Annotated in this window: 14 protein-coding genes and 1 tRNA gene; 5 read left to right on the top strand and 10 right to left on the bottom strand. The window is 74.6% G+C overall.

Annotation, left to right across the window (positions count from 1 at the left end):
- Positions 1-89: 89 nt before the first annotated feature.
- The 8 genes from ACFCX4_RS25240 to ACFCX4_RS25205 form a co-directional block, all read right to left on the bottom strand.
- Positions 90-163: transfer RNA gene (locus ACFCX4_RS25240), tRNA-Ala, on the bottom strand.
- Positions 164-331: 168 nt separating this feature from the next.
- On the bottom strand, positions 332-1,360 hold the full coding sequence (locus ACFCX4_RS25235) for a hypothetical protein (protein WP_376146502.1): 1,029 nt from the start codon (positions 1,358-1,360) through the stop codon (positions 332-334).
- A gap of 150 nt (positions 1,361-1,510) precedes the next feature.
- A complete protein-coding gene (locus ACFCX4_RS25230; RefSeq protein WP_376146511.1) occupies positions 1,511-2,137 on the bottom strand; it encodes a GNAT family N-acetyltransferase in 627 nt (208 codons plus the stop codon).
- The gene (locus tag ACFCX4_RS25225; protein WP_376146499.1) at positions 2,134-2,637 is read right to left on the bottom strand and encodes a molybdenum cofactor biosynthesis protein B; all 504 of its coding nucleotides are present in this window, start codon (positions 2,635-2,637) and stop codon (positions 2,134-2,136) included. Before ACFCX4_RS25225 ends, ACFCX4_RS25230 begins: the two co-directional genes overlap by 4 nt.
- Before the next feature lie 34 nt (positions 2,638-2,671).
- Positions 2,672-3,127, bottom strand: coding sequence for a cyclic pyranopterin monophosphate synthase MoaC (gene moaC / locus ACFCX4_RS25220; RefSeq protein WP_376146508.1), 456 nt, complete (start codon positions 3,125-3,127; stop codon positions 2,672-2,674).
- Between the two features lie 188 nt (positions 3,128-3,315).
- Positions 3,316-4,674, bottom strand: coding sequence for a gephyrin-like molybdotransferase Glp (gene glp, locus ACFCX4_RS25215; protein ID WP_376146497.1), 1,359 nt, complete (start codon positions 4,672-4,674; stop codon positions 3,316-3,318).
- A gap of 26 nt (positions 4,675-4,700) precedes the next feature.
- The gene (gene galU, locus ACFCX4_RS25210; RefSeq protein WP_376146494.1) at positions 4,701-5,621 is read right to left on the bottom strand and encodes a UTP--glucose-1-phosphate uridylyltransferase GalU; all 921 of its coding nucleotides are present in this window, start codon (positions 5,619-5,621) and stop codon (positions 4,701-4,703) included.
- Between the two features lie 13 nt (positions 5,622-5,634).
- Positions 5,635-6,630, bottom strand: a complete 996-nt coding sequence (locus ACFCX4_RS25205; RefSeq protein ID WP_376146491.1) for a GGDEF domain-containing protein — start codon at positions 6,628-6,630, stop codon at positions 5,635-5,637.
- 98 nt (positions 6,631-6,728) lie between these two features.
- On the opposite strand from ACFCX4_RS25205, the gene ACFCX4_RS25200 reads away from it, so the two are divergent.
- The gene (locus ACFCX4_RS25200) at positions 6,729-7,340 is read left to right on the top strand and encodes a 5-formyltetrahydrofolate cyclo-ligase (protein WP_376146488.1); all 612 of its coding nucleotides are present in this window, start codon (positions 6,729-6,731) and stop codon (positions 7,338-7,340) included.
- A gap of 72 nt (positions 7,341-7,412) precedes the next feature.
- On the opposite strand, the gene ACFCX4_RS25195 is transcribed toward ACFCX4_RS25200, so the two are convergent.
- On the bottom strand, positions 7,413-10,133 hold the full coding sequence (locus ACFCX4_RS25195; protein ID WP_376146485.1) for a penicillin acylase family protein: 2,721 nt from the start codon (positions 10,131-10,133) through the stop codon (positions 7,413-7,415).
- Positions 10,134-10,421: 288 nt separating this feature from the next.
- Here ACFCX4_RS25195 and ACFCX4_RS25190 point away from each other — a divergent pair, with 288 nt between their 5' ends.
- From ACFCX4_RS25190 to mscL, 4 genes are all read left to right on the top strand, one after another.
- A complete protein-coding gene (locus ACFCX4_RS25190; protein WP_376146482.1) occupies positions 10,422-11,912 on the top strand; it encodes a potassium/proton antiporter in 1,491 nt (496 codons plus the stop codon).
- A gap of 641 nt (positions 11,913-12,553) precedes the next feature.
- The gene (locus tag ACFCX4_RS25185; RefSeq protein ID WP_376146505.1) at positions 12,554-13,810 is read left to right on the top strand and encodes an MFS transporter; all 1,257 of its coding nucleotides are present in this window, start codon (positions 12,554-12,556) and stop codon (positions 13,808-13,810) included.
- A 127-nt stretch (positions 13,811-13,937) separates the two neighbouring features.
- Positions 13,938-14,255 carry an FmdB family zinc ribbon protein gene (locus ACFCX4_RS25180; RefSeq protein WP_376146479.1) on the top strand — a complete coding sequence of 106 codons (318 nt, stop codon included), beginning with the start codon at positions 13,938-13,940 and terminating at the stop codon, positions 14,253-14,255.
- Positions 14,256-14,980: 725 nt separating this feature from the next.
- Positions 14,981-15,400 (top strand): large conductance mechanosensitive channel protein MscL, encoded by a 420-nt coding sequence (gene mscL, locus ACFCX4_RS25175; RefSeq protein ID WP_376146476.1) that lies wholly within the window; start codon positions 14,981-14,983, stop codon positions 15,398-15,400.
- A gap of 58 nt (positions 15,401-15,458) precedes the next feature.
- Here mscL and ACFCX4_RS25170 read toward each other — a convergent pair whose 3' ends face one another.
- Positions 15,459-15,671, bottom strand: a complete 213-nt coding sequence (locus ACFCX4_RS25170; protein ID WP_376146474.1) for a hypothetical protein — start codon at positions 15,669-15,671, stop codon at positions 15,459-15,461.
- Positions 15,672-15,774: the final 103 nt, after the last annotated feature.

Below are 15,774 nucleotides of genomic sequence, written 5' to 3'. Positions count from 1 at the left end.
TGTTTATACGATACCGCTCGTGCGGGCGCCACTTCCCCCCCACGGGGTCGGCCCGCCCGATCAACCGATGGGGGGGGACTTCCGTTGGGTGGAGCTGAGGGGATTCGAACCCCTGACCCCCTCGATGCGAACGAGGTGCGCTACCGGACTGCGCCACAGCCCCAACGAGAAGAAACTCTAGCACCTTTCGGAGGGGGTCCGTGACCACCCCCCTGGTCGGAGCCCCGGAGGCCGGCCCGCACGTGCGGCGGGCCGGTGGCGGGCGGGCGGGAACGCGAAGAGGCCCCCGGGAGGGGGCCTCGACGAGGTGCCGCCGGATCGCGGGCCGGCGCTACTCGTTGGCGGCGCGGGGGCGGGGCTCCGGCGCCGGGTGCTCGGCGTACTGGTCGAACAGCGGGGTGTTCCGGGACTCCGCCGGACGGCCGGAGCTCCACGTCCCGGGCGCCGACAGGTCGAGCCCGCGGTTGACCCGGGGGGCCACCGGCGCCGTCACGTACGTCGGCAGCGGGACGGGCACCGGCTCCCAGGAGTCCGGGCCGGCCGCACCGCGCTCGCGCATGCCGTCCACCCACTCCTCGTGCTCGGTGGCCTCCGCGACGGCCGAGGCCGAGACGGTGCCCCCCTCGGACGCCGCGCGGGCCGCGTCGGCCTCGGTGGCGAGCCTCAGGTGCGGCCGGGCGCGCCCGGCGGGCCCCTCCGGGGCCGGGCCGGCGGCCGGGACGGGCCCCGGGGCGTCGGCGGGTCCGGGGGCCTCGCGGCGGGCCTCGGCGCGCTGCTGCTCGCGCTTGCGCAGCCGCTCGGCGGCCTGGGCCGCGCGGGTGCGGTCCAGCTTCACCGCGTACCGCTGGCGCTCCAGCCGGCGCAGGTGCCCGATGTAGAGGGTGAGCAGGACCGCCGGGACCATGGGGACCCAGAGGAAGGCCAGTCCGGCCACCGCCGCGACCACCGCGCCCAGCGCGAACGCCAGGAAGAGGACGGTCACCATCCGGCGCCGGCGGGCCAGCAGCCGCGCCCGGCGCTCGGGGCCGCCGCCCTCACTCCCCGTCCGCCCCTCGGCCCGGGGGGCCGGGCGGGGCGCGGCAGGCGCGTCGGCGGCCCCGTCCGCGGGGTCGCCGGGGACGGCCGCCTCCCGTTCGGGGGGACCGTCACTGCTCTGCTCGTCGTCACGCGGTTCGTCGCCCAGGGCCCGGGACGCCCGCCGCTCCAGCGCCGAACGCCCGGCCAGCAGGCGGATGGCGGTGCTGAAGCGTTCCGTCGGGCGCGCCTCGTTGAGCTCGTCCTGCCTGCGGAGCCACATCGGCACCAGATAGGCGGCCCAGGCCCCTACGATGACGGCGTAGATAAGGCCGCTACTGCTCACGATTCACACCGTACGGGCGTGGAGGAACGGCCGGTAGCAATTTGGCACGGCGTGTCGTGTGATCAAGCTGATTCTCCGACTATTTTGCCGGTATTTGTGCCCGTCCGTCGCCGCGCCGATGCCATATCGATATTTCTTTCGAACATACATTCAATTTCTCGGCCTTCGACCGGCGCTGAGGGACCGCCAGCGTTCCAGCATCCCCTCCGGGACCTCCTCGGCGGTCAGGGCGAACACCAGGTGGTCGCGCCAGTCCCCGTCGATGTGCAGATAGCGCGGCCGCATTCCCTCCGAACGGAAGCCGAGCTTTTCCACCACCCGCCGGCTCGGGCCGTTCTCCGGCCGGATGCACACCTCGATCCGGTGCAGACCGAGCGTGCGGAAACAGTGGTCCACCGACAGCGCCACCGCGGTCGGCATGATGCCCCGGCCGGCCACCGCCTCGTCGATCCAGTACCCGACGTTGGCCGCGCACATCGAGCCCCAGGTGATCCCGCCGACGGTCAGCTGCCCGACCAGCCGGCCCCGGTACAGCACCGCGAAGGGCAGCATCCGGCCCGCCGAGGCCTCGCCGCGCAGGTAGCGGACCATCTGCCGGTAGGTGGGACGCGGGCCCGCCGCGAGGCCCGCCGGGCCGGGCGGCACGGTCGCCTCCCAGCGCCGCAGCCAGTCCCGGTTGCGTCGGCTGACCTCCTGCCACTCGCGCTGGTCGCGGGCCCGGATCGGGCGCAGCACGACGTCCCCCTCGTGGAGTTCTACCGGCCAGCCGGCGTTCAGTGCGCGCTCCCGGAAGCTGGTGCGTCGGGCCGGGGGTGGTCCCCGCCGGCGAGCTGGTCGACGGCGTGGGCGAGCAGCGGGGCCAGGACGGCCAGACCGTCCCGGACGCCACCGGTCGAGCCCGGCAGGTTGACGACCAGGGTACGTCCGGCGACACCGGCCAGCCCCCGGGAGAGCGCGGCGGTGGGCACCTTGTCCCGCCCGTGGGCGCGGATCGCCTCGGGGATGCCGGGGATCTCCCGGTCGAGGACCCGGGCGGTCATCTCCGGGGTCAGGTCGGTCGGCGAGATGCCGGTCCCGCCGGTGGTCAGCACCACGTCGTAGCCGGCCGCCACGGCCTCGCGCAGCGCCGCCTCGACCGGTTCGCCGTCCGGGACGACCCGGGGGCCGTCCGTGCTGAAGCCCATCGCGCGCAGGCCCTCGACCAGCAGCGGGCCGCCCTTGTCGGCGTAGACCCCGGCCGAGGCGCGGTTGGACACGGTGACCGCGAGCGCCCTCATGCGCCCGCCCCGCTTCCCCGGACGGTGGCCCCGCTCACGCCCGGGCCTCCGGTGCCGGGGTCTGCGGGGCGGACCAGTCGCCGCTCCTGCCGCCAGTCTTGGCGAGCACCCGGACGGCCTCGATGGCGGCGCCCCGGTCGACGGCCTTGACCATGTCGATCACGGTCAGCCCGGCCACCGCGACGGCGGTCAGCGCCTCCATCTCGACGCCGGTCCGGTCGGTGGTCCGCACGCTGGCGGTGATCTCCACGGCGTCGTCCGCGACCGTCAGCTCCACCTTGACGCCGGAGACCGCGATCGGGTGGCAGAGCGGGATCAGCTCGGGGGTCCGCTTGGCGCCCATGATCCCGGCGATCCGGGCCACGGCCAGGGCGTCGCCCTTGGGCACGCCCTCGCCGCGCAGCAGCTCGACCACCCGCGGGGAGACCCGGACCCGGCCGGCCGCGACGGCGGTGCGCGCGGTCACGTCCTTCCCGGAGACGTCGACCATCCGGGCCGCGCCCTGCTCGTCGACATGGGTGAGGCGGTCGCCGGGGGGTGAGGCGGTCACGGGTGGCTCCAGGGGGCGCGCAGGTCGAATACCGCGCTACCGTACCCCCCGCCCCGGCGTCGGCGCGGGACGGGCCGCTCCGGTGGGACGCCGCTTGCCGGACGGGAGTTCGACCGGTCGACCGGTGTTCAGCCGCCGAGCAGGACCACGTCGACCCCGCTGCCCGCGGGCAGCTCGGTGACGTCCTCGGGGACGGTGATCAGGCAGTCCGCCAGGGCCAGCGCGCCGACCAGGTGCGAACCCGCGCCGCCGACCGGCTCGACCAGGCCCTCGGCCGCCGCGTACCGGCCGCGCAGGAACTGCCGGCGCCCGGCCGGCGAGCGCAGCGCCACCGGGCAGCGCGCCCGGACCACCGGGCGGTGGATGTCGTCGGCACCGAGCATCGCGCGGATCACCGGGCGGACGAACAGCTCGAAGGAGATGTACGCGCTGACCGGGTTGCCGGGCAGCGCCATCAGGGGCACGCCCGCCCCGGGGCCGATCCGGCCGAAGCCCTGGGGCTTGCCGGGCTGCATCCGCAGCCGCCGGAAGTCCACCCCGCCGTACTCGGCGAAGACCTCCTTGACGACGTCGTACGCGCCGACGCTGACCCCGCCGCTGGTGACGATCAGGTCGGCCCGGCCGAGCTGGTCCTCCAGCACGGCGCGCAGCCGGGCCGCGTCGTCGGGGACGCCGCCGACCCGGAAGGCGATCGCCCCGGCGTCCAGGGCGGCGGCGGTGAGGGTGAAGCTGTTGGAGTCGGTGATCTGCCCGGGGCCGACCGGCTCGCCGGGCTGGACCAGCTCGCTGCCGGTGGAGAGCACCACGACCCGCGGGCGCGGGCGGACGGTGACGGTGGCCCGGCCGGTCGCGGCGAGCAGGCCGAGCTGAGCGGGGCCGAGCCGGGTGCCGGCGGCCAGCACCCGGCTGCCGGCGGTGACGTCGCTGCCGCGGCGGCGGATGTGGGCGCCCTCGGCGACCGGGCGCAGCACCCGGACCTCCCCGCCCCCGACCGCGGCGGTCATCGCGTCGGCGGCGTGCCCGGTGCCGGTGCCGCCGTCGGTCCACTCGACCGGGGCTACCGCCTGGGCGCCGGGCGGGAGCGGGGCTCCGGTCATGATCCGGGCGGCCTGGCCGGGACCCACCCGGGGCAGCTCCCCGGCGCCGGCCGCGATGTCGCCGACCACCGTGAGCACCGAGGGGTACTCGGCACCGGCGCCGACGGTGTCGGCGGTGCGCAGGGCGTAGCCGTCCATCGAGCTGTTGTCGAAGGGGGGCAGGTCGCCCTCGGCGAGGACGTCCTCGGCCAGCCGGCAGCCCTGCGCGTCGAGCAGCTGGAGCTCGATCGCGGGCAGCGGGCCGACGGCGGCCAGGACGTCGGCGAGGTGCTCGTCCACGCTCCACGTGCCGTCCGGACGGGCGGCGGGGCGGGGCGCCGGGGCCGGGTCCGCGGAGTCGCCGCAGCAGGCTGCGGCGGGGGCGGTACCGCTCTCCGTGGACCCGGTCATCGGCGCGCTCGCTCTCTGTCGGTGTGTCAGTCCTGCAGCTCGGAGGCGACGAACTCGCGCAGCCAGGAGCGGAACTCCGGGCCGAGGTCCTCGCGCTCGGAGGCCAGCCGGACGATGGCGCGCAGGTAGTCCGCGCGGTCGCCGGTGTCGTAGCGGCGGCCCTTGAAGAGCACGCCGTGCACCGTGCCGCCGGTGTCGGCGGGACGGGTGGTCAGCTCGCGCAGGGCGTCGGTGAGCTGGATCTCGCCGCCGCGGCCGGGCGGGGTCTCGCGCAGCACGTCGAAGACCGACGGGTCGAGCACGTAGCGGCCGATGACGGCGTAGTTCGACGGGGCGTCGGCGGTCTCGGGCTTCTCGACCAGGTCGGTCACCTGGAAGACGTCGTCGCCGAAGCCGTTCGGCTTGACGGCGGCGCAGCCGTACAGGTGGATCTGGGAGGGGTCGACCTCCATCAGCGCGACGACCGAGCCGCCGAGCTCCTGCTGGACCTCGATCATGCGCGACAGCAGCGGGTCGCGGGGGTCGATCAGGTCGTCGCCGAGGAGGACGGCGAAGGGCTGGCCGGCGACGTGCTGCTCGGCGACCGAGACGGCGTGGCCGAGGCCCTTGGGGTCGCCCTGGCGGACGTAGTGCATGTTGGCGAGCTCGACGGACTCGCGGACCCGGCGGAGGCGGTCCTGGTCGCCCTTGCGGGCGAGCAGCTCCTCCAGCTCGTAGGCGCGGTCGAAGTGGTCCTCAAGGGCACGCTTGTTGCGGCCGGTGACCATCAGTATGTCGGACAGGCCCGCGGAGGCGGCCTCCTCGACGACGTACTGGATCGCCGGCTTGTCGACGACCGGCAGCATCTCCTTCGGAGTCGCCTTGGTGGCCGGCAGGAATCGGGTACCCAGACCGGCCGCGGGGACCACTGCCTTGGTTACCGGGGTACGGGAGTTCGTCGTCGTCATGCGTTTTACCTTACTAAGGCACGTATTTCGCCTGACCGGGCGCAGTTGACCGATGCTTCGGCAGCACGTCGCCGGACCCGGCCGCGATGGCAGGCAAAGGGGACGTGACCGGCGGGGCGAGGGGGTCCCCTCCGACACAGGGCGACAGACTACCCGCCTTTTCCGAACGGTCACGTTCGGCTGCGAAGACTCTGCCCGGACGCGGGGAACCACCCGGCCGCGCGGTCGCCCGGCCGGTCCCCGGAACGGCACCGGGCGCGGCCCCCGGCGCCTCCCCGGCGGGGGCCGGCGGACCGGCCGGGCGCCAGCAGTCGCCGCCGGCGGCCCGGGCCGCCGCGAGCGCCCGGTCGGCGGACCGCAGCAGCACCGCGGCGTGGGCGCCGTCGCCGGGCAGCACGGCCAGGCCGGCCGCGGCGGTCAGGCCGTTGCCGTGCGGCCGGCGGCCCTCCCGGTCGCCGGAGGACCAGTCCAGCAGCAGGTGGCGGCGGACCGACCAGACCAGCCGGTCGGCGACCTGGGCCGCGCCCTCGGCCCCGGTGTCCGGCAGGACGACCAGGAACTCCTCGCCGCTGTACCGGCCGAGGGTGTCGGCGCGGCGGATCTCCATCCCGAGCCGCTGGGCGAGGTCCCGCAGCACCGTCCCGGCCCGGGCCCGGCCGTGCTCGGCGACCACCGCGTCGAACCCGCTGATCTCCAGCAGCAGCACGGCCAGCGGGCGCGGCCCGTCCTGCGGGTCCTGCTGCCCGGCCCGGCGGACGCGGTCGATCTCCCGGTCCAGGGTGAGCTGGAGGTGCCGGTAGTTCCAGACGCCGGTGACCGGGTCGCAGGAGGCGGTGCGCTCCAGTTCGGCGCAGCGGTGCTCCAGCCCGGCGAGGCGCTCGCGCAGCCCGGACTCGCGCCGTGCCGCGCGGGCCGCGCCGCGCCGCAGGCGGACGCCGAGGACGGCGGCGCCGGCCAGCGCGGGGGCGCTCAGCGCGGCCAGGGCCTGGACCAGCAGCGGGGTGGACATCGGGGGCTGCCTTCCGCGTGTCAGGCTCTGGGCGTCCCGGTCGCGCAGGCGTCGGGGCTCCGGAGCGGTCGTGGTCGAGCGGTGGAGGAGCGGGAGCGGTGGAGCATCCCAGGGACAACGAGAAGGGCGCGCTGAGGACACGGCTGCTGTCGCGGCGGCGTTCGCTGGCGCCCGCGGACCGCGAGCGGGCCGCCGCGGCGCTGGCCGGTCACGCCGGCGAGCTGGCGGCCGCCGTCCCGGCCGGGCCGGGGGACGGGGCGGCCACGGTGGCCGCGTACGTCTCGGTGGGCTCTGAGCCGGGCACCCGGCCGCTGCTGGACGCGCTGCGGGCGCGCGGGGTGCGGGTGCTGCTGCCGGTGCTGCTGGCCGACAACGACCTGGACTGGGCGGTGTACGAGGGGCCGGAGGCGCTGGTCCCGGCCGGGCGCGGGCTGCTGGAGCCGGCCGGCGGCCGGCTCGGGCCCGGGGCGGTCACCGGGGCCGGGCTGGTGCTGCTGCCGGGCCTGGCGGTGGACCGCCGGGGGCTGCGGCTGGGGCGGGGCGGCGGCTCCTACGACCGGGTGCTGGCCCGGCTGGAGCGGGCCGGGGCGCGGCCGGTGCTGGCGGTGCTGCTGTACGAGGAGGAGCTGCTGGAGCGGGTGCCGGCCGAGCCGCACGACCGGCCGGTGGACCTCGCGCTCACGCCGTCCGGAACCCACCGGCTGGGGTGAGCGCCCCCGGGCACGGCGAAGGCCCCGCCCCCGGGTTCCGGGTGTGCGGGGCCTTCGGCGGCGGGCGCGGCGTCAGCCGTTGGTCAGCGTCAGCTTGTGCCTGGTCGCCTTCTCGACCGCGTCCGGCGAGAACGACCAGGTCAGCAGTTTGCCCTTGAGCCAGAGGTCGGTCTGGTCGTTGTAGTTGTCGTGGAAGGCGTGACCGGAGGCACCGCCGACGGTGATCCAGCGGGAGGCGTCGAGGTCGTTCAGGTCGATCACCATGCGCATCGAGGGGATCCAGTCGACCTGGTAGCCGGCGGCCGCGTTCCAGCCCGCCGCGTCGACCGCCGCCGAACCGCCGGAGAGCCGGTAGGGACCGCGGTTGAGCAGCTTGCGGACGGCCCCCGACGCGATCGAGGAGTCGTCCGAGCCGAGGGTGCGCTCGCGCAGCTCCAGCTTGTGCAGCCGGCCCCAGCTCCAGGTGGTGACGTCCTTGGTGAGCAGCGAGGTGAGCTCCTGGCGGGCGTTGGTCATCGCCTCGCGCAGCAGGTTCTCCAGGCCCTTCTGCTCCTTGTGCTGGGAGTCGATGTACGTCCACCAGGCGCTGTCGGGCTTCTCCAGCTGCTGGCGGACCACCTCGGTCCAGCGGTCGCCGCCGTCCGGCTGGGCCCGGCCCGGGTCACGGGTGCCGCACTCGGTGACGATCCTCGACTTGCTGTCCGGCTTGGTCGGGTCGGCCTGCTCGCGGACCAGCAGGCAGTTGTCCTCGGCCCGCAGGTCGGCCGGGAACTTCTGGCCGAAGGCGAGGATGAGCAGCTGGCGCCAGACGCCGTTGTAGTACGCGGCGGCGGCCGAGTCGGCGTCCTGGTGGTAGTTCCAGTCCTTCAGCAGGTCCTGGGCCTCGCGCACGTAGGAGTCGTCGATGTCGACCTTGAGCAGCATCGGGACCAGGGTCTTGGCCAGGACGCTGGTGTTGTCGAGCTGCATCTCCTGCATGTCGTCCGGCGAGATCTTCCCGTTGTTCTTCAGCCGGGCCTCGATCTGGTCGGTGATCTCCTTGGCCCGGGTGCCGTACTCCCAGTCCTTGGTCAGCGAGTACTTGTACGAGGGGTCGACGACGGCCTGGTTGGCGGTGACGATGTAGCCGCTGGACGGGTTGAGGCTCCACGGCAGGGCGCTGAACGGGACCGGGTCCTTCTTCCACTGGAAGGAGGAGTCCCAGCCGGGCGCCGGGTATCGGCCGTCGCCGTTGCCGCGGACCGGGATGTAGCCGGGGGCCTGGTAGCCGATGTTCCTGGCGTCGGCGTAGACGAGGTTCTGGGCCGGGACGGCGAAGTCCGCGGCGGCCTTCTGGAAGTCCTCCCAGCCCTTGGCGCGGTCCAGGGCGAAGACGGCGTCCATGGTCTTCCCCGGGATCAGCGCGGTCCACTGCAGGGCCACGCCGTAGCCACCGGTGCCGCGGTCGGGGGCGGAGGCGCCGTTGGGCGCGTACTTGCCGACGTTCTGCTGCTCGGTGCTGGGGTCGGAGATCAGCGGGGCGCCGGTCCTGGTGGTGCGCACGGTGATGGTGCGCTCCTCGCCGCCGGCGACCTTGATGGTCTCCTTGCGGAGGTCGAACCGCTCCTCCTTGCCGTCCACCAGGTAGGTCTCCGGGCCGGTCACCTTCTCCAGGAAGAGGTCGGTGACGTCGGCGCCGAGGTTGGTGAGGCCCCAGGCGATGTCCTTGTTGTGGCCGATGACCACGCCGGGCATGCCCGCGAAGGTGAAGCCGGAGACGTCGTACTGGCAGGCCGGCGAGGCGGTCCGGCAGTGCAGGCCCATCTGGTACCAGACCGAGGGCAGGCCGGGACCGAGGTGCGGGTCGTTGGCCAGCAGCGGCTTGCCGGTGGTGGTGTGGCTGCCGGCGACGACCCAGGAGTTGGAGCCGATGCCCTGGCCGTTGCGGCCGAGCAGCTCGGGCAGCGCGTCGACCCGGTCGGTGACGCCCTTGAGCAGCGCCTTGGTGGCCGCGGCGCCCTGCGCGCCGCCGGCCGCGGTGCCGGTGCCCGCCGGGGCGGAGCCGTCGGCCGGCCTGTAGGCGGTGCCGTTGACGGTGCCGGTCTTCACGATCGTGCCGTTGCGGGCGTACGGGTAGTCCGGGTACAGCTCGGCGATCTTCTCCGGGCTGAAGTCCTGGGCGAGCAGCGAGCGGTCGATCTCCTCCTGGAGGTTCCCGGAGAGGTCCCAGGCCATCGCCTTGAGCCAGGCCACCGAGTCCACCGGGTTCCACTGCTCCGGCTTGTAGTCGCCGTTGACGACGCCCAGCACGCCGTACTCCAGGGAGGCGGCGGAGCCGCCCGGGTGCTCGGCGAGCCAGGCGTTGACGCCGTCCGCGTACGCCTGGAGGTTCTTCTTGGTGTCCGCGCTCAGGACGGTGTCGAACTCCTTCTGCGCGACCTGGCGCCAGCCCATGGTGCGGATGAAGGAGTCGGTCTCGACCTGGCCGTCGCCGAACATCTCGGAGAGCCGGCCCGCGGTGATGTGCCGCCGGACGTCCATCTCCCAGAAGCGGTCCTGGGCCTGGACGTAGCCCTGGGCCCGGAAGAGGTCCTCGGAGGTGTCGCCGTAGATCTGGGGAATGCCGTTGGCATCGCGCTTGACGTCGACCGGCGCGCTCAGGCCCGCCACCTTGACGCTGCCGTCGACCTCCGGGAAGGAGGCGCGGACCGCCTCCACCCCCCGGTAACCGCCGTAGCCGGCGCCGGCCACCAGCAGCACGACCAGCACGATCACGATCAGACGGGCGCGCCGGAACTTCTTCGAGCGGGGCATCTGGGTCCTTGCGGTCCTCACTGGGGGGCGGGCGGACATGTCAAGAGCACGGGGCCGTGACAGGGCACCACATTAGGCCGCCCCGGCTGGCGGCCGTGCACGGGGGACGCTCACGGTGGGATCGGAGGGGCCGGAAGTGCGAGGTGACGGCGGATGCGACGAAGGACCTTAAAGATATGGCAAAATGTTAGACTGAGTAACGATCCGCAAGGGGAGTAATCGGTTCTCACCCGCCGTCACCCCAGCCGGTACCCCGTCCGCCCCCTGCCACGCCCGAGGTGCCCCTGCGTGAATGTCGACCACCTGAACCAGCTGCTCCTTGAGTTCTCCGTGATCCTGCTGGTCGCGGTGGTCGCCGTGCGCGTCTCGACGAAATCGGGGCTGCCCAGCCTGCTGATCTATCTCGGCATCGGCGTGGCGCTCGGTCAGAACGGGCTCGGCATCTCCTTCAACAACGCCGAGCTCACCCAGGTGCTCGGGTACGCCGCCCTGGTGGTGATCCTGGCCGAGGGCGGTCTCAAGACCAACTGGCGCGAGGCCAGACCCGTGATGCCGGCCGCCACGGTGCTGGCCACCGCGGGCGTCGGGATCAGCGTCGCGGTCACCGCGGCGGGCGCGCACTGGCTGGTCGGCCTGGACTGGCGGACGTCGCTGCTGCTCGGCGCGATCGTCTCCTCCACGGACGCCGCGGCCGTCTTCTCGGTGCTGCGGACGGTGCCGCTGCCCCGCCGGCTCACCGGCCTGCTGGAGGCCGAGTCCGGCTTCAACGACGCGCCGGTGGTCATCCTGGTCGTGGCCTTCGCCACGGTCGGCGCGCACGACTCCTGGTACGTGCTGCTGGGCACGATCGCCGCCGAGCTCGCCGTCGGCCTGCTCGTCGGCCTCGCGGTCGGCAAGCTCGGCGCGTACGGCGTCAAGCACGTCGCACTGCCGTCCTCCGGCCTCTACCCGATCGCCGTCATGGCGCTCACCGTGCTCGCCTACGCCGGCGGCGCGCTGCTGCACGGCTCCGGCTTCCTCGCCGTCTACGTCAGCGCGGTGATCCTCGGCAACGCCAAGCTGCCGCACGGCCCCGCCGTCCGCGGCTTCGCCGACGGCCTGGCCTGGATCGGGCAGATCGGCATGTTCGTGCTGCTCGGCCTGCTCTGCACCCCGGAGTCGATGGGTGACGCGGTGGTGCCCGCCCTGGTGATCGGCGCGGTCCTGGTCTTCCTCGCCCGGCCGCTCTCGGTGGTGCTGACGCTCACCCCGTTCCGGCTGCCGGTCCGCGAGCAGGCCCTGCTCAGCTGGGCCGGACTGCGCGGCGCGGTGCCCATCGTGCTGGCGACCATCCCGATGGTGGCCGGCGCGCCGCGGGCCCAGGACGTCTTCAACATCGTCTTCATCCTGGTCGTGGTCTTCACCCTGCTCCAGGGCCCGACGCTGCCCTGGGTCGCCAAGCGCCTGCGGATCGGCGAGGGCTCGATGGGCCAGGACCTCGACATCGAGTCCGCGCCGCTGGAGAAGCTGCACGGCCACCTGCTGTCGGTCGCGCTCGCGCCCGGCTCCAGGATGTCCGGCGTGGAGGTCGGCGAGCTGCGGCTGCCGGCCGGCGCGGCGGTGACCCTGGTGGTCCGCGAGGGGAGCAGCTTCGTCCCCGACAAGACGACCGTGCTGCGCGGCGGGGACGAGCTGCTGGTGGTCACCACCGACGAGGTGGGCGAGGCGGCCGAGCGCCGGCTCCGGGCCGTGGACAAGGGCGGCAAGCTGGCCGACTGGCTGAACGGGCGCGGGGGCTGAACGGGCGCGGTGCCGAGCCGGGGCCGGGACCGGGGCCGCGCCGGTGCGGCGCCTTCCCGGGAGGCGCGCGGCCGCGCGGCCGCGCCGGTGCGCGGACCGGCCGGGCGCGGGGCGGACACCCCGGACGCCCGAGGGCCCCGGACGCCCCGGACGCCCCGGACGCCCCGCCGGGTGTTCACCCGGACTTCACGGGACACCCCGGGGTCCGTCCGGTATGGTCGTGAGGAGCGCGCTTCTACGCGCGTATACGCAATCGCTGACCCACCAACCCAGAGCATCTGCCTGATGCAGAGTTGGCGCGACCGCTCGGCGGCCGCGGTCCGGCCCCGGCCCCCCGCCGGCCCGGCCCGGTATCTACCCCGGTCGACGCGCGAGAGGACGACTCTCGGCGCCGTCGGGGCCCTTCCGTGCCCTGCCGCGCTACCAGGCAGCAGGAAGGACCGACCGTGACGGCCCGCCGAACGGTCGAGAGCGTCGAGGACGCCGCCCTGCACACCGGCACCGCCGGTACCACCGCGAACGCCGGGGACGCCGGCACCCCGGGCCCCGCCGGCTCCGGAGGGTCCACCGGTTCCGGGGAGCCCGCCGGGGCCGCCGCGCCCGCCGAAACCGCCGCGCCCGCCCGGGCCGGCTACGCCGCGCTGCTCCGCACGCCCGGCGCCTGGACCTTCCTGGCCCCCGCGTTCGTCGCGCGGCTCCCCTACGCGATGCTCGGCATGGGCATCCTCCTGCTCGTCAAGGACACCCACGGCTCGTACGGCACCGCCAGCACCGTCGCCGCGGTCGCCGCGGTCGCCCAGGCACTGGTCGGCCCGCAGACCGGGCGGCTCGCCGACCGGTACGGCCAGGCCGCCGTACTCGTACCGACCGTGCTGGTGCACGCCGTCTCGGTCGGCACCCTGATCGCGCTCGCGCTCGGGCACGCACCGGCCTGGAGCCTCTTCCTGGCCGCCGCCCCGGCGGGCGCGAGCGTCCCGCAGATCGGCGCCATGGTCCGGGCCCGCTGGATCGCCACCTTCTCCGCCGGGGGCGCGACCGCCGCCCCGGCCGCCGGGATCGGCACCGCCTTCGCCTTCGAGTCCGTGACCGACGAGTTCACCTTCGTGATCGGCCCCATCCTGGCCACCGCCGTCGCCACCTCGGTGAACCCCGCGGCCGGACTCGCCGCCGAGGCGGCGCTGACCCTCGTCGGCGGCCTGGCCTTCGCCGCCCGGCGGCGCAGCGCGCCCGCCCGGGTCGAGCGCGCGCCCGGCGTCCGGCAGGCCTCCGCGCTCGCCTCGCCCGGCGTCCGGCTGCTGGCCGGCGCCTTCCTCGGCGTGGGCACCGTCTTCGGCTCCGTGCAGGTCTCGGTGAACGCCTTCGCCGACGCCGCCGGGCAGCACGGTGCCGCCGGCACCGTGTACGGGATCTTCGCGGGCGGCTCGATGCTGGCCGGCGTGCTGTACGGCGCGGTCACCTGGCGGCGCTCCGTCCAGCAGCGGATGATCATCAGCTACGGCCTGCTGGTGCTGGGCTGCTCGACCCTGTGGGCGATGCCGGGCCTGGTCGCGCTCTCGGCCGCCGGCCTGGTCTGCGGCCTGGCCATCGCCCCCACCCTGATCAGCGGCTACACACTGGTCGAGACGCTGGTCGAGGACGGCGCGAAGACCGAGGCCTTCACCTGGCTGACCGGCGCCATCGGCCTGGGCCTGGCGACCGGTGCGACCGCGGCCGGGCGGCTGGTCGACTCGTACGGGGCGTCGACCGGGTTCCTGGTGCCGGTGGCCGGCGCCGGGCTCGGGCTGGCCGCGCTGATCGCGCTGCGGGGGCTGCTGGTCCCGCCCGGGACGCGCGCGGCGGCGGCGGGCGCCGCGGAGCGGGGTGCGCCGGCCCGGCCGGCGGTCGCGGCCGAGGGCTGAGCGCGGCGGCCGGTCCGGACCCCGGGCGGACTCATCTCACATTCGAGTCGCTGGACTGATCCACCGGAATGCCGCATCATTGACCATCGTTAGCACTCATCAGGCGAGAGTGCCAGGAGGAAGACAAGTGCCCACGTACCAGTACCAGTGCACCGAGTGCGGCAACGGCCTGGAGGCGGTGCAGAAGTTCACCGACGAGCCGCTGACCACGTGCCCCGACTGCCAGGGGCGGCTCCGCAAGATCTTCTCCGCGGTGGGCGTGGTCTTCAAGGGCTCCGGTTTCTACCGGACCGACAGCCGCTCCTCCTCCAGCAGCTCGGTGAGCGGGTCGTCCTCGACCCCGTCCTCGGGTTCGTCGTCCTCGACCTCGTCGGGTTCGTCGTCCTCGTCGGGTTCGTCGAGCTCCTCGACCCCCGCCGCGAGCCCCGCTCCGGCGGCCGGCTGACCTTCGGCCGGGCCCCGGCACCAGGTTTCCGGAGGGCCCGTCGCTCCCGCTGCACGCGGGCGCGGCGGGCCCCTTCGCATGCCCGCCGGGAAACGCGCCCGGTGACTTCTCACCCCTGCGGGTGAGCTTCTCCGTCCACAGGCCCGGGTTTTCCACAGGCTGCGGAAAGGGGCTTCCGGCGGGATTCCGGGCCGCCCAGAGTGTGGGCCACCGGAAAGTCCCGAGCCGACCCTGGAGGTGCCCGTGCGCACCGGTTCGCCCGCCCCGTCGCCGTTCCCGTCCACCCCGCCGTTCCCGCCCGCCCCGCTCTGCGCGTGCGCGTCCGGACCGCCGTCCCCCGGCGCGTCGGTGCCCCCCTGCGCGGCACCGTGCCCGTCCGCGCCGCCGAGCGTGCCCTCCCGGCCGGGCCTCCGGCCGCCGCGCGTCCCGCCGCCCGCTCCGGCCGTCCCGCCCAGGCGGCCCGTGCCGTCGTTCCCGCCGATCCGCGGCCGGGCCGGGCCGCGCTGCCGGCTGCTGCGGGCGCTGCGCCACCGGGTGCCGGTGCCGGCCCCGCTCGTGGTGCTGTGCGCGGCGGCCGCGTTCGCCCTCGGCCCGTCCTGGACGGGTCCGCCCGGACCGGGAACGGCCGCACCGGGAACGGCGGCGACGGTGGGCCGAACGGGTTGTCCGCCGGAGGGGGGAGAAAATCACCCGTGACCGGCGGACGACACCGTCGTTCACGCGGCATGAAAGGCTTCAAGGAATTCCTGCTGCGCGGAAACGTCGTCGAGCTGGCCGTCGCCGTGGTCATCGGCGCGGCATTCACCAACATCGTCAACGCCTTCGTCAAGGGCGTGATCAACCCGATCGTCGGCGCTTTCGGGGCCAAGGACCTCGCGGCCTACAGCTCCTGCATCAAGGGCCCCTGCGAGGTGTCCGCCACCGGGGAGGTCACCTCCGGCATCCTCATCCTCTGGGGCAGCGTCCTGAGCGCGGCCCTGCAGTTCCTGATCACCGCCGCCGTCGTCTACTTCTGCCTGATCCTGCCGATGACCAGGTTCACCGCCAAGCGCAAGACCCTGGCCGAGGTGCAGGCGGAGGCCGAGGTCAAGGAGGTGCAGTTGCTCACCGAGATCCGCGACGCCCTGGTCACCAGGGCGGGCTGAGGCCCCAAGCAGGTCCGCGCGGGTCGGCGCGGGCCCGGAGGCGTCCGGTCCGCCCGGGTCAGTCGCCGTGGTGCGGCGGGCGCTGGCTCAGGTACCACTCCAGCCCGCGCCCGGTTCCCTCCCCCGCCCCGGGGCGGTCGCCCCAGCCGCTGTCGGTGTCGTCCCGGGACTGCTGGTCCAGCGGGTCGCCGAAGACCAGCCTCGCCTTCGCCGCCCGCGCCGGCCCGTCGGCCGCACCGTCCGGCCGCTTCGCCGGCTTCTCCTGCGCCATCTCTTCCTCCACTGCTCCCGGCCGTCCCGCGCCGTCTCCCGTCCAGCCTAGAAGGCGCCCGGCACGACGGCGGGCCCGGTGCGGACCGCTCCGCACCTGTCTC

This window comes from Kitasatospora sp. NPDC056327, from assembly GCF_042261735.1.
Taxonomy (GTDB): Bacteria; Actinomycetota; Actinomycetes; order Streptomycetales; family Streptomycetaceae; genus Kitasatospora.
The sequence above is the reverse complement of the archived record's forward strand: the minus strand, read 5'-3'. Positions and strand labels throughout refer to the sequence as shown.

What these genes read in the sequence shown, in the direction of transcription:
- mscL (WP_376146476.1), top strand. Translation starts at nt 14,981, where the DNA reads ATGAAAGGCTTCAAGGAATTCCTGCTGCGCGGAAACGTCGTCGAGCTG.
- ACFCX4_RS25225 (WP_376146499.1), bottom strand. Translation starts at nt 2,637, where the DNA reads ATGAGGGCGCTCGCGGTCACCGTGTCCAACCGCGCCTCGGCCGGGGTC.
- ACFCX4_RS25195 (WP_376146485.1), bottom strand. Translation starts at nt 10,133, where the DNA reads ATGCCCCGCTCGAAGAAGTTCCGGCGCGCCCGTCTGATCGTGATCGTG.
- ACFCX4_RS25205 (WP_376146491.1), bottom strand. Translation starts at nt 6,630, where the DNA reads ATGTCCACCCCGCTGCTGGTCCAGGCCCTGGCCGCGCTGAGCGCCCCC.
- ACFCX4_RS25170 (WP_376146474.1), bottom strand. Translation starts at nt 15,671, where the DNA reads ATGGCGCAGGAGAAGCCGGCGAAGCGGCCGGACGGTGCGGCCGACGGG.
- glp (WP_376146497.1), bottom strand. Translation starts at nt 4,674, where the DNA reads ATGACCGGGTCCACGGAGAGCGGTACCGCCCCCGCCGCAGCCTGCTGC.
- moaC (WP_376146508.1), bottom strand. Translation starts at nt 3,127, where the DNA reads ATGGTCGACGTCTCCGGGAAGGACGTGACCGCGCGCACCGCCGTCGCG.
- galU (WP_376146494.1), bottom strand. Translation starts at nt 5,621, where the DNA reads ATGACGACGACGAACTCCCGTACCCCGGTAACCAAGGCAGTGGTCCCC.